Origin of the sequence: Streptomyces hyderabadensis (assembly GCF_020404845.1) — a bacterium.
Taxonomy (GTDB): Bacteria; Actinomycetota; Actinomycetes; order Streptomycetales; family Streptomycetaceae; genus Streptomyces; species Streptomyces hyderabadensis.
In genome coordinates, this window is the sequence record NZ_JAIOJZ010000051.1 from 1 (window position 1) to 12960 (window position 12960).

General features: G+C 71.8%; 15 protein-coding genes. 11 read left to right on the plus strand and 4 right to left on the minus strand.

The window, feature by feature from the left end:
• On the minus strand, positions 1-257 hold a 257-nt coding region (locus tag K7854_RS29790), incomplete at its 3' end, for a Type 1 glutamine amidotransferase-like domain-containing protein (RefSeq protein ID WP_226029662.1).
• 34 nt (positions 258-291) lie between these two features.
• Entirely contained in the window at positions 292-1134 is an 843-nt protein-coding gene (locus tag K7854_RS29795; RefSeq protein WP_226029663.1) for an IclR family transcriptional regulator, read from the minus strand.
• A gap of 144 nt (positions 1135-1278) precedes the next feature.
• Between K7854_RS29795 and K7854_RS29800 the strand changes: the two genes are divergently transcribed.
• The 10 genes from K7854_RS29800 (at position 1279) to K7854_RS29845 (ending at position 10746) form a co-directional block, all read left to right on the plus strand.
• On the plus strand, positions 1279-2232 hold the full coding sequence (locus K7854_RS29800; RefSeq protein WP_226029664.1) for a DUF1177 domain-containing protein: 954 nt from the start codon (positions 1279-1281) through the stop codon (positions 2230-2232).
• Between the two features lie 2 nt (positions 2233-2234).
• Positions 2235-3629 (plus strand): cytosine permease, encoded by a 1395-nt coding sequence (locus K7854_RS29805; protein WP_226029665.1) that lies wholly within the window; start codon positions 2235-2237, stop codon positions 3627-3629.
• A complete protein-coding gene (locus K7854_RS29810; RefSeq protein ID WP_226029666.1) occupies positions 3626-4954 on the plus strand; it encodes a M20/M25/M40 family metallo-hydrolase in 1329 nt (442 codons plus the stop codon). Before K7854_RS29805 ends, K7854_RS29810 begins: the two co-directional genes overlap by 4 nt.
• Before the next feature lie 105 nt (positions 4955-5059).
• Entirely contained in the window at positions 5060-5224 is a 165-nt protein-coding gene (gene rpmG / locus K7854_RS29815; protein ID WP_007389579.1) for a 50S ribosomal protein L33, read from the plus strand.
• Positions 5225-5253: 29 nt separating this feature from the next.
• Positions 5254-5376, plus strand: coding sequence for a type B 50S ribosomal protein L36 (ykgO, locus tag K7854_RS29820; protein ID WP_003978293.1), 123 nt, complete (start codon positions 5254-5256; stop codon positions 5374-5376).
• Between the two features lie 116 nt (positions 5377-5492).
• Entirely contained in the window at positions 5493-6566 is a 1074-nt protein-coding gene (locus K7854_RS29825) for a polyprenyl synthetase family protein (protein WP_226029667.1), read from the plus strand.
• Between the two features lie 126 nt (positions 6567-6692).
• Positions 6693-6977 (plus strand): polyprenyl synthetase, encoded by a 285-nt coding sequence (locus K7854_RS29830; RefSeq protein ID WP_226029668.1) that lies wholly within the window; start codon positions 6693-6695, stop codon positions 6975-6977.
• Positions 6970-8028: a polyprenyl synthetase family protein gene (locus K7854_RS29835; RefSeq protein ID WP_226029669.1), complete on the plus strand. Its 1059-nt coding sequence runs from the start codon at positions 6970-6972 to the stop codon at positions 8026-8028. The genes K7854_RS29830 and K7854_RS29835 overlap by 8 nt, the downstream gene beginning before the upstream one ends.
• Before the next feature lie 13 nt (positions 8029-8041).
• A complete protein-coding gene (locus tag K7854_RS29840) occupies positions 8042-9202 on the plus strand; it encodes an oxygenase MpaB family protein (RefSeq protein ID WP_226029670.1) in 1161 nt (386 codons plus the stop codon).
• 110 nt (positions 9203-9312) lie between these two features.
• A complete protein-coding gene (locus K7854_RS29845) occupies positions 9313-10746 on the plus strand; it encodes a WGR domain-containing protein (RefSeq protein ID WP_226029671.1) in 1434 nt (477 codons plus the stop codon).
• Between the two features lie 15 nt (positions 10747-10761).
• Here the strand turns inward: K7854_RS29845 and K7854_RS29850 are convergent, their stop codons facing one another.
• Entirely contained in the window at positions 10762-11184 is a 423-nt protein-coding gene (locus K7854_RS29850; RefSeq protein WP_226029672.1) for a DUF350 domain-containing protein, read from the minus strand.
• A gap of 61 nt (positions 11185-11245) precedes the next feature.
• Positions 11246-12370, minus strand: coding sequence for a DUF475 domain-containing protein (locus K7854_RS29855; protein ID WP_226029673.1), 1125 nt, complete (start codon positions 12368-12370; stop codon positions 11246-11248).
• Positions 12371-12502: 132 nt separating this feature from the next.
• Here K7854_RS29855 and K7854_RS29860 point away from each other — a divergent pair, with 132 nt between their 5' ends.
• A complete protein-coding gene (locus K7854_RS29860; RefSeq protein WP_226029674.1) occupies positions 12503-12958 on the plus strand; it encodes a Fur family transcriptional regulator in 456 nt (151 codons plus the stop codon).
• Positions 12959-12960 lie beyond the last annotated feature (2 nt).

Consider the following 12960-nt stretch of genomic DNA (forward strand, 5'->3'; position numbering starts at 1 on the left):
GTGATCCCGACCATGCCGCGCAGTTCCTCGCCCAGCCGGGCGAGCGGATCGCCGCCCTCGTGCACGCCCCGCACCTCGATCCCGGCACCGGTGAGCGCGCCGCGCACCCGGGCCGTGTAGGCGTCGTGGTCGGCGAGCGCGTACGGGACGAAGGCCAGCCGGGCCCCGGCGGGCAGAAAGCCGGTCACGGTGTCGAGGGCGTGTTCCAGGTAGCCGCGGCCGTGCTGGGTGGAGTTGGACAGGAGCAGGAGGTTCACGGGGTCGGTCCTCGCAGACGGGTGGATCGGTGGGTCAGGCGGTGGGGGACGTACGGGGGGCGCGCGGGCGCCGGTGGTGCTGGGGCGGGTGGGTCAGACGCTGCTCCAGCAGCCGGGCGGCGCGGCGCAGCACGTCGAGGCGGTCCTCGGGCCCCTCGGGGAAGCGCTCCTTGGCGGCACCGAGACTGAGGCTGCCGTAGGGCTCCGAGCCGAGGAACACCGGCATGGCGACCGTGCCGATGCCGGCGTCGTACTCGCCGACCGTCCAGGCGTAGCCCTGCGCGCGGACGGTACGGAACTCGCGCTCCAGCTGGTCCGGGTCGGTGACCGTGCGCTCGGTGAAGCGGGCCATCGGGCGTCCGCGGAAGAGCCGGTGGCGCTGCTCGTCGGGCAGGAAGGCGTAGAACGACTTGCTGGTGGCGCCGGCGTGCGCCGGGTACAGCTCGCCGACCAGCGGGTAGTAGCGCAGCGGCCCCTCCTCGCCCTCGACGGCCGCGACACAGCGCATGTGGAAGCTGTCGGGCAGGCAGAAGAGCACCGTGTCGCCGGTGGCCGCCCGCAGCTCCTGGAGGACCGGTTCGGCGAGCAGCTCCAGGGAGCCCGAGCGCTCCCACAGGCGGCCCAGGCGCAGGGCGGCCGGGCCGATCCGGTAGCGGCGGGTCGCGGGGTCGGAGACCAGGAAGCCGCGGCCCGCGAGGGTGGACAGCAGACGCTGGGCGACCGAGGTGTCCCAGCCGAACTCGGCGGCGATCTCGGTGACGCCCCAGTCCGGGCGGGTGCGCTCGAACGCCAGCAGCACCAGCAGGGCGCGGTCGACGGTCTGCAGCGCCCCGGCCGGCGTCCTGCGGTCCACGGGCTCAACGGGGCGACCGGCCATCACGGCTCCTCTCAGTCACAACTCACCAGCGCATCTCACCATGCAGACCCGTATTGCAGATAACGGGAAACAGTTGCGGACAACGCTAGTCCATCCCGAACCTGCTGTGAGCACCGCCCCCGGTGCGGATCAGGAGAACTGCCCATGTTGAAGTACGTCCTGGACCTCGTGGATCTGCTCGACGATCCCGACGTCGACGGCAAGCGCGTCGCCGCCCACCTCGACTCCGTGGCCGGGCCCGAGGGCTGCGGCGCCGAGGTCACCACCGTCACCGGCGAGCGCGGCTCGACGGACTTCGTGCTCGTGCGCATCCCGGGCCGGGCCGGTCGCACCAGGGGCGGATCGGCGCGCACCCTCGGCGTGGTGGGGCGCCTCGGCGGCGTCGGGGCGCGCCCGGAGGCCGTCGGCCTGGTCTCCGACGCGGACGGCGCGGTCGCGGCGCTCGCCACCGCCGCCAAGCTGCTCGACATGCGGCGCCGGGGCGACGTGCTCGACGGCGACGTGATCGTGGCCACCCACATCTGCCCGAACGCCCCGACCGCACCGCACGACCCGGTGCCCTTCATGGACTCGCCCGTCGACATCGCGACCATGAACCGGCACGAGGTCACCGGCGAGATGGAGGCGGTGCTCTCGATCGACACCACCAAGGGCAACCGGATCATCAACCACAAGGGCCTCGCCCTGTCACCCACCGTCAAGGAGGGCTGGGTGCTCAAGGTGAGCGAGCGGCTCGGCGAGCTGCTCGCCGTGGTGACCGGTGAGCCGTTGGTCACGTACCCGGTGACCACCCAGGACATCACCCCGTACGGTAACGGTGTACATCACATCAATTCGATCCTGCAGCCGGCCACGGCGACCGCCGCACCGGTGGTCGGCCTCGCGATCACCTCCGCGGCCGCGGTGCCCGGCTGTCAGACGGGTGCGAGCCACGAGACCGACATCGCGGCCGCCGCCCGGTTCGCCGTCGAGACCGCGAAGGCCTACGGCGGCGGACAGCTCGACTTCCACGACGACCAGGAGTTCGACGCCCTCGTGTCCCGCTACGGCTCGCTGACCCGGCTGCAGACCCTCGGCCGCGAACCCGGGGGGTCGTGATCATGACCACGGACAAGAGCACCGCCGCGGAATCGGCGCAAGCGGCGACGGGAGCCGTGGGCAGCGACGACTACGCCCTCTCCCGCGTCCCGCGCGACAAGCGGCTCGGCTTCTGGACCATGCTGCTGCAGTGGCTCGCGCAGTCCGGCTCCATCTCGCAGTTCACCCTCGGCGCCACCATCGGCGTCGGCATGACCTTCGGCGACGCGTTCCTCGCGTTCACCCTCGGCGCGGTGATCCTGGAAGTCGTGATCTTCGCGATCGGCCTCGCGGGCATGCGCGAGGGCCTGGCGACCCCGCTGCTCACCCGCTGGGCGGGCTTCGGCCGCAACGGCTCCGCGCTGGTCAGCCTGGTCATCTCGGTCAGCCTCGTCGGCTGGTTCGGCGTACAGAACACGATCTTCGGCGACAGCGTGTCCGCGCTCGTCGGCGGCCCGTCCTGGCTGTGGTGCACGGCCGCCGGCGTCGGCATCACGGTGCTGGTCATCTTCGGCTTCAAGTACATGGCCGTCTTCGCGAAGATCGTCACCCCGCTGTTCTTCGCCATGGTCGCCTGGTCGGTCACCGACGCACTGAGCGACCACTCGTTCTCCGAGCTGATCCACTCCCCGGCACCCGGCGAGAGCATCCCGCTGGCCGTCGCCGCGACCGCCATCGCGGGCGGCTTCATGACCGGCGCGATCGTCTCCCCGGAGATGACCCGCTACAACCGCAAGGGCAGCCACGTCTTCCTGCAGAGCGCCTCGTCGATGATCCTCTCCGAGTACATCGTCGGCCTGACCGGCGTCCTGCTCGGCCACCTGGTCGGCAGCGGCCAGGTCTCCCAGATCGTGCTCTCCACCTCCGGCGTCTTCGGCGTCCTGGTGGTCCTGATGTCCACCGCGAAGATCAACGACTGGAACCTGTACGGCTCCTCGCTCGGCGTCGTCAACTTCTTCCAGGTCGTCTTCGGCAAGCGCGTGCACCGCGGCGCGGTCACCATCGTCCTGGGCATCGCGGGCACCCTGCTCTCCGCCGTCGGCATGATGACCCACTTCACCGACTTCCTGTCCGTGCTGGGCGTCGCCATCCCACCGGTGGGCGGCATCATCGTCGCCGAGTACTGGGTGGTGCGCCGCATGCGGGCACCCCTGGACGCCACCCGCGACGCCGAGACCCTGCCCGCCACCTCGCCGACCTGGGTGCCCATGTCCCTGGTGATCTGGGCCGTCGCCTTCTGCGTCGGCAAGTTCTACGACGGCGGCATCCCCGCCCTGAACTCCCTGCTGACCGCCTTCGTCCTCTACTGCGTCCTCGGCCTCGCCGGCTGGATCAAGACCTACGGCACCACGGCCCTGGACGACAGCACCGAACCCGCCCCGGCCGCCACCGGCACGGCCACCGTAGGAGCACCGTGAGCACCACCGTCCCCGCCCTCGTCCCGGCCTCCGAAGAGGCGCAGCGGGACGTGATCGACCTCTGCGCGGAGCTGATCCGCTTCGACACCTCCAACCCCACCAGCGACGAGCGGGCCTGCGCCGACTGGGTCGTGGCCCGCCTCGCCGAGGCCGGCATCGCCGCCGAGCTGGTGGAGAGCGCCCCGGGCCGCGCCAACGTCGTCGCCCGCATCCCCGGCGCCGACCCCTCCCGGGGCGCGCTGCTGGTCCACGGACACCTGGACGTCGTACCGGCCGACGCGGCCGAGTGGCAGGTGCCGCCGTTCTCCGGCGAGATCCGCGACGGGTACCTGTGGGGCCGCGGCGCCATCGACATGAAGGACACGGTGGCCGTGATGCTCGCCACCGCCCGCCACTTCGCCCGCACCGGCACCCGCCCCGCCCGCGAGATCGTCCTCGCCTTCCTCGCCGACGAGGAGGCGGGCGGCAAGTTCGGTGCCCACTGGCTGGTGGAGCACCGGCCCGAGCTGTTCGCCGGCGTCACCGAGGCCATCGGCGAGGGCGGCGGCTTCAGCTACGCCCTGGACGACACCCGGCGCCTCTACCCGATCGAGAACGCCCAGCGCGGCATGGCGTGGATGGAGCTGACGGCGTCGGGCCGCGCCGGGCACGGCTCCTCCCCGAACGACGAGAACGCCGTCACCGACCTCGCCGAGTCCCTCACCCGCATCGGCCGCCACACCTTCCCGGTCCGGCTGATCGAACCGGTGCGGGCCCTGCTCACCGAGGCCGCCCGCCTCCAGGGCGTGGACCTGGACCTCGACGCGGACGACCTGGACGCGGAACTGGCCAAGCTCGGGCACGTCGCCGACTTCATGCAGGTCGTGCTGCGCAACTCGGCCAACCCCACCATGTTCACGGCCGGCTACCAGACCAACGTCATCCCCGGAAAGGCCACCGCCCGCGTGGACGGCCGCTTCCTGCCGGGCCACGAGCAGGAGCTGATCGACACCATCGACGCCCTGCTCCTGCCCTCGGTGTCCCGCGAGTGGGTCAACCACGACATCGCCATGGAGACCTCCTTCGACGGCCCGCTCGTCGACGCCATGTGCGCCGCGGTCCGCGCCGAGGACCCCGACGGCCACCCCGTGCCGTACTGCAACCCCGGCGGCACCGACGCCAAGGCCTTCACCAAGCTGGACATCCGCTGCTTCGGCTTCAAGGGGCTCAAGCTGCCGCACGACCTGGACTACGGCCGGCTCTTCCACGGCGTGGACGAGCGGGTGCCGCTGGAGGGGCTGCGCTTCGGCGTACGGGTGATGACCCGGCTGTGGCAGGACTGCTGACCCGCCCGGCCGGCGGGGAATGCCCCGGCGGCCGCCCGCGTTGTGCTGCGTGACTGACATGCGCGGGACAGAACGGCAGCCCGCGCCGCGGTCGGAAGGAGCACCATGGCACGCAGCACCGCACGCCCGGTCGTCAGGCTGAAGTCGTCCGCCGGGACCGGCGTCACCTACGTCACCCGCAAGAACCGCCTCAACGACCCCGACCGCCTCGTCCTGCGCAAGTACGACCCGGTGGCCGGCGAGCACGTGCCGTTCCGCGAGGAACGCTGAACGGCACCCAGGAGCAGGAGGAGACAGTCGTGAAGGTCCGCAATTCCCTGCGCGCCCTCAAGGCCAGGCCCGGCGCCCAGGTGGTGCGCCGCCGTGGCGTGACCTATGTGATCAACAAGAAGGACCCGCGCTTCAAGGCCCGCCAGGGCTGAACAGCCGCGCGCTCGACGGCCCGGCCCCCGTTGTCGGCAGGGGGGCCGGGCCGAGGCTTCCGGCCTCCTGACACACTGCTGGGCGCCACCCGCCCAGCCACCAGGAGGACTTCGTCATGACCGAGCAGCCGCTGGACCGTGCCGCCCGGACCGAGCGCCGGTTCAACGCGCTCTTCGCGGAGTACTTCGACACGCTGGGCACGACCCTCGACGCCCCGTCCTTCAGCCGCTTCACCCCGGACTGCGTCGGGCTGCTGCGCGACCTGTCGCTGCGCGGCGGCAAGCGGATGCGGGTCGTGCTGCTGCACGAGGCCGCGCGGCTGGTGACCGCCGAGCCGGTCGACGGGCTGGACGCCGCGGCGCTGAGCGTCGAACTCCTGCAGACCCACGGCCTGGTGCACGACGACCTCATCGACGACAGCGCCACGCGCCGGGGCGGTCCCACCACGTACTACGCCTACCGGGAACGCTTCCCCGAGCACCCGCGGGCGGCGCTCGGCCTCACCGTGCTCGCGGGCGACCTCGCGCTGGCCCTCTCGCTGCGCGTGCTCCTGGAGGCCCCGCTTCCCGGCGAGGTGCGCCAGGCCATGGTCGAGGTGCAGACCCGGGCCGCGGCCGACACGTTCGTGGGCCAGATCATCGACCTGGAACGGGACTTCACCACCACCGCCCTGGACGACGACGCCCTGCACGCCGTCGCCGACCACAAGTCCGCCCGGTACTCCGTCCTGGCCCCCCTGCGCCTCGGACTCCTGGCCGCCGGTGCACAACCCATCGCCCACGAAGCGGAGTTGAGCGCCTACGCCCGTCTGCTCGGTATCTGCGGACAGATGCGCGACGACTACCTGGACCTGTTCGGCGACGCGGAGGCGATGGGAAAGCCGACCGGCACCGACATCCGGGAGGGCCGGCGCACGTACACCGTGGCCCGCCTGCTGTCCGCCGTGAGCGGCGCCGAGCGGGACTACGTGAACGGGGCCCTGGGCGACCCAGGCTGCACGCCGGAGACCGTCGCCGAGATCCGCGCCATCGGCGAGCGCGCCGGTGTCGCCGACCGGATGCGTGCCGACATGCGGCAGTACGCCGAGCGTGCCCGGCTGGTGGCGGCGGGCTGGCGACCCCGGTGGCGCGAGGACGCCGTCGCCTTCTTCGAGCTGCTGCCGCGGTGGAGCGTCGAGCGGACCGCCTGACACCTGTTCCCCACATCGCTCAAAGGGGTATTCGGGATCTTCCGCCCGCCGCGCCCGGTCATGCTCTGATCGGACGCGCCGTCGACCAGGCACGTCCGTGACCACGTGACCCCCTGGGGGAGAAGCATGACTGGTGCGACACGACGGCAGCCGGACGGGGGCGACCGGGCCGTGCTGCTGGTCGCCGGGCTGGCCGAGCTGGCGGTGAGCACGATCGGCTCGGCGGTGGGCGGACTGCGCGGGCTCCTCGGCCGTTCGGACACCGCCGACCTGGTGCGGGAGGCGGAAGCGGACCTCCGGGCGCGCGGCAGGCTGGCCCTGGACCGCTGCGCGCACGTACCGCCCGCCCACCTGGAAGTGCTCGCCCAGCACGTGAAGGCGCGCCGGGCCGCGGCCGACGGTGATGTCTGACCTCTGGGACCCGGCCGCCTTCAGGGACCGCGTCGACGGTGTCCTGCGGGACTTCCTGGCCGAGCAGGCCGGCCTGCTCGTCGCCGTCGACGAAGCCCTCGCACCCGTGGCCGAGCAGGTGCGCAGCTCGGCCGGGCACGGCAAACGACTGCGGGCGGCCTTCTGCTACTGGGGCTGGCGGGCCGCCGGGCAGCCCGAGAGCGACGCACTCCTGCGGGCGGCGGCCGCCATGGAACTGGTGCACGCCGCCGCGGTCGTCCACGACGACCTCATCGACGACAGCGCCCTGCGCCACGGCCTGCCCACCGTCCACGTGGCCCTGGAAGCCGTACTCGCCCGGCACGGCCGTACCGGGGCACGGAGGGCGGCGCGCTCCCTGGCCATGCTGGTGGGCGACCACCTGATGGTCCTCGCGGGCCGCATGTTCACCGACAGCGGCCTGCCGGCCGCCTACCTCGCCCGCGCCCGGGACCTGTGGGCCGCGCTCGCCCGTGAACTCGTGGCCGGCGAGTGCCTGGAGATCCTGCACACCGGCGGGCCGCCCGACACCGAGACCTCCCTGAAGGTCGTCCGCTACAAGACCGCCAAGTACACCGTCGAGCACCCCCTGCTCATCGGCGGCCTGCTCGCCGGCGCCGCCCCCGCACTGTGCGACACCTACCGGGCCTACGGGCTGCCGCTCGGCGAGGCCTTCCAACTCCGCGACGACCTGCTCGGACTCTTCGGCGACCAGGAACGCACCGGGAAGGCGGCCCTGGACGACCTGCGCGCCGGCCGGCCCACCGCACTGCTGGCCGAGACCTGGAAGGCCGCCGACACGTCCCAGCGGGAGCGGCTGCGGCACCTGCTGGGCCGCGACGACCTGGACGCGACCGACCTGCGCGACGTGCGCCGGCTCATGCTGCGGCTGAAGGCGCCCCAGCGGGTGGAGCAGATGATCGCGACCCGCGTGGAGAGGGCCACCCGGGCCCTGGACACCGCCGGGACGCCACCGCACGCGCGCCGGGCGCTGCGCGAACTCGCCCTGCGGGCCACCGACCGCACGTACTGACGAGGAGACCGGGATGACCCCCACCGAGACGTCGATGGACGCCCTGCGCCGCAGCGGTGACGAACTGGCCGACGCGGTCGTCGCCACCCTGTTCGAGCGCGGCGAGGTCGGCAAGTTCAACGCCCTGATGCGGCACGTCTCCACCACCGGCCAGGAACTCCCGGACGGCCTCCCCGGCGTCGCACGGGAGTACCTCCGGGTGACCGGCACCCCGCCGGACTGGGTGGACTGGGACGAGATGGAGCGGGCCCGCCTGTTCTTCATCGACAACAACGTGCACATCTCGACCGCGCTGTCGTTCGCCTCCATGCCCGCCTGCTACGTCGTGCCGCACGTGGCCCGGCTGCTGTCGGCGACCCACGGCCTGAACTACCCCTCCAAACGGATGGCGGAGACCGGCCAGTTCACCGTCTACCTCATGCGGCCCGACGCGTTCGAGGCCGACGGCCGCTTCCTCCCGGCCGCCCAGAAGGTACGCCTGCTGCACGCCGCCATCCGGCACCATCTGAAGCGGGAGGACCGCTGGGACACCGACACCCTCGGCGTACCGATCTGCCAGGAGGACATGATCGGCGGGCAGATGTTCTTCTCCCTGCTCGTCCTGGACAGCCTGCACCGACTCGGCATCCACATGTCCGCCGAGGGCGCGGAAGCCTACTACTACGCCTGGCGCGTCGTCGGTGCCATCCTGGGCGTCGACCAGGCGGCCGTCCCCAGGACGCTCGACGAGGCACGCGGTTTCCTCGACCTGTACATGCTCCGCCACATGGGCCCCTCCGAGGAGGGCGCCCACCTCACCCGGCAACTGATCGACCTGTACGAGGAAGTCGTCCCCGGAACCCTCTTCGACCCGGTCGTCTCCGCGCTGATCCGCCACCTCGTCGGCGACACCTGCGCCGACTGGCTGGAGGTGCCCCGCTCCGCCTGGGACACCGTGGTCAAGGCCGCCCCGCACCTGCTCGGCGTCCTGGAGACGATCGAGGACCGCTCACCCCTGGGCGCCTGGGCCCTGGACCGGCTCGGCCACCTCACCACGGCCCTCGAACTCTCCTCCCTCACCCGAGGGCGCGTCATGCACTACGCCATCCCCGAGCAGCTGAGGAAGGAGTACGGCGTCTCCGGCGCCGCCGCCCGCGCCGGCCGCTGGACCCCGCCGCCCGCGACCGTGTCCTGAGCCACCGGACTCCCGTCCGCCGCCGGGCCGGATTGTCAGTGGGACCTCATACGGTGTGGTCAGTGGAGTCCGCGGAACACGCCGCGGGACCGACCGGGGAGAGGTCTGCCATGTCGAGGACGTACCTGGAGCTGTCGCAGGACGACGGGAGCGCGCACAAGTTCTACGAAGTCACCGTCCAGGGACAGTCCGTGACGGTGCGCTACGGCCGGATCGGAGCCGCCGGACAGACCCAGACGTCCACCTTCCCCACCGCGCAGAAGGCCGAGGCCGCGGCCGCCAAGAAGATAGGCGAGAAGGTGCGCAAGGGCTACGAGCCCGCCGTGCCGGGACAGCGCGCGCCCCGCGCGGTCACCCGCAGGCAGGTGGCCTCCGCGCCGTCCACCGCCCGCGCCGTCGCCCCGGTCCTGTGGCGGTTCCGCACCGGCTCCGCGGCGTTCGGCATCCACATCGACGAGGACAAGTGCTGGGTGGGCAACCAGGCGGGCGATGTCTACACCCTCGCCCACGGCGGTGAGGTCCTGGCCCGCTACCAACTGCCGGACGGCGTCAAGTGCCTGGTCGCCGACGACTTCTGGATCTACGCCGGCTGCGACGACGGCCGGGTCTACGACCTGTCGTCCAAACTGCCCTTCGCCGCCTACGACATCGCCGCCGACGTGGACATCTTCTGGCTCGACATCCACGAGGGCGTGCTGAACGTCGCGGACCGCGCCGGACGGCTCACGGTGATCGACCACGAGGACGAGCACCAGTGGTCGCGCGGCGGACGCGGCGAGCACGCCTGGATGGTGCGCGCCGACGACCGCGCCGTCTACCACGGACACACCCGGGGCGTGACCGCCCACTCCCCGGACGGCGGCGCCGAGTTGTGGCACACCCCCACCCAGGGGGCGGTGCTCTTCGGCTGGCAGGAGACCGACGCGGTCTACGCGGGCACCGCGCGGCACACCGTCCAGCGGCTGTCCAAGGCCACCGGCGCCATCGAGGCCACGTACCACTGCGACAGCCCGGTGTACTCGTGCGCCACCTCTCCCGGCGGCCGGTTCGTCTTCGCCGGGGACTCCGCCTCCTCGGTGTACTGCTTCGACCGGGACGGCACCCGGCTGTGGAAGCTGGGCACGGGCGGTGGCTCCGCCCTGTCCATGCAGTACCGCGACGAGCGGCTGTTCCTCGTCACCACCGACGGTTCCCTGGTGTGCGTGGACGCCGGCGAGGCGGCGGTCACGGCCGCGCAGCAGGGCTCGGTGCCCGTCGCCCGCGACGTGAAGCTCGCCGCCACCCTGCCGACGTACGCGCCCGCCACCGCCGCCACCGCGGTGACGACCGTGACCGCGGCGCCCGCGGGCTCCGTCGTCGTCGAATGCGTCCAGGAGAACGGCCGCACCCGGATCCACGTGGTGTCGGAAGGGTACGACCGGTCGTGGAACGTCCAGTTCCCGCGGGCGATCCGGGAGCCGGGCGCGCGCTACGTGGTGGACTCGCTGCACGCCGCGTCGGGCGGCTTCTACCGGGTGCGCGGCGACATCAGGCGCCTGCGCTGACGGTGCCGGGCGGCGTCAGGCGATCGAGGCCGCGATGACGGCGGAGACCGCCAGGTTGCAGGACGCCGTCACCCACACGGCCGGGTGCGGCTCCGGCTCGACCAGCGTCGCGCCCAGCCGCCCCGGGGTGATCAGGTCGACCACCAGGAAAGCCACCGCCATCATCACCAGGCCCAGCACTCCGAACACGGCCGTGGACACCAGGCCCTTGCCGAAGTCCTCGTACGTCGTCCATATGGAGGTGAAGACGATGCCGCCGATGCCGAGCAGCGCGGAGCTGAGCACCAGGGCGGCGTTGCGGTTGCGCTGCTCCCAGATCTGCCGGCCGAGCTTTCCGGGTGTCAGCACGTCCACGAGGACGATGCCGAGGACCAGGAGGACCAGACCCAGGCCGCCGTAGGCGGCGGCCCGGCCGAGTCCGTTGACGATGTCGCTCATGGCGTTGCCGGCTCCGTAGCGTGAGGGATCACGAGTGATCGTGGTCAAGGCGACGCAAAATCTAGCGCACCGGCGGGGCCGCTCGATCGGCGGTCCGCAGCGCGCGGTTGCGGCGCACGGAGGACCAGAAGGACGCGCCGATCAGCACGACGCCGACGAGGCCGGTGACGATCTCGTTGATCTCGTACTCGATGGTGACCAGCAGGATCAGCGACAGGGCGCCGATGGCGTAGTGGGCGCCGTGCTCCAGGTAGACGTAGTCGTCGAGGGTGCCCTGGCGGACCAGGTAGACCGTGAGCGACCGGACGTACATGGCGCCGATGCCGAGGCCCAGGGCCATCAGCACGATGTCGTTGGTGATGGCGAAGGCGCCGATGACACCGTCGAAGGAGAAGGACGCGTCCAGGACCTCCAGGTAGAGGAACATGAAGAACGCCGCCTTGCCCGCCAGCTTGACGGCCGACCCGGACGCCCCGCCCGTCCGCCGCGCGTCCTGCTCCGCCTCCTGTTCCCGCTCCTCCTCGTCCTCCAGGCGCTGCTCGAAGAAGCCGGACAGACCGCCGACCACCAGGTAGGTGATCAGACCGCCGATGCCCGCCAGCAGGACCGTCTCCGCCTTGTCCGCGTGGGTGCCGCCGTGCTGGTGGGCGTGGGCGCCGAAGGTGGTCGCGGAGATGAGCAGCACGATCAGGGCGATGCAGACCGACAGCATGTCGATCCTGCCGAGCCTGGCCAGCGGACGCTCCAGCCACCCCAGCCACTTGATCTCCCGGTCCTCGAACACGAAGTCCAGGAAGATCATCATCAGGAACATGCCGCCGAAGGCCGCGATCGACGGATGGGCGTCCGTCACCAGCTCCTGGTAGCGGTCCTTGTCGGTGAGCGCGAGGTGCACCGCGCTCCAGGGACTCAGCCGGGCGCTGACCGCCACGATCACCACCGGGAAGACCAGCCGCATCCCGAACACCGCGATCACGATGCCGACGGTGAGGAAGATCTTCTGCCAGAAGGCGCTCATCTTCTTCAGGATCCCGGCGTTGATCACCGCGTTGTCGAAGGAGAGCGAGACCTCCAGGACGGACAGGATCGCCACGATGCCGAGGGCGGTCCAGCCGTCGTAGAGCACGCCCGCGGCCAGGCCGAGGGCCGTGACGGCGAAGGCCCAGCGGAACGTCTTCACAAGCACCGGCCACTCATTCCTGTCGTCGCGCCGTACGGGGTGGCATCCCATGCCAGTGCCCGCCACGCACGTTGTTTACCACGCTGGAGTCGTTCGTTTCCTTGAGTGGTTCGTGTCCCAGGGAGTAGGTTCGCCGCCATGACGGCATCCCGGAACTCCCGGAATCCGGCCACCGCCGACGAACTGCGCACGGCGGGCCTGCGGGTGACCGCCGCCCGCGTAGCGCTGCTCGAGACCGTTCGGGCGGGGGACCACCTCGACGCCGAGGCCCTCACCTCGGGGGTGCGCCGACGCGTGGGCCACGTCTCCCTCCAGGCCGTGTACGACGCCCTGCACGCCCTCACCGCGGCCGGGCTCGTGCGCCGTATCGAACCGCCCGGCGGCGCGGCGCGGTTCGAGGGACGGGTCGGTGACAACCACCACCACGTCCTGTGCCGGTCCTGCGGTGCCCTCGCCGACGTCGACTGCGCCGTCGGCGACGCGCCGTGCCTGACCGCCTCCGACGACCGCGGCTTCGTGATAGACGAGGCCGAGGTCATCTACCGGGGCCTGTGCCCCGACTGCTCCACCCCCGGCAGTTCCCCAGCACCCTGATC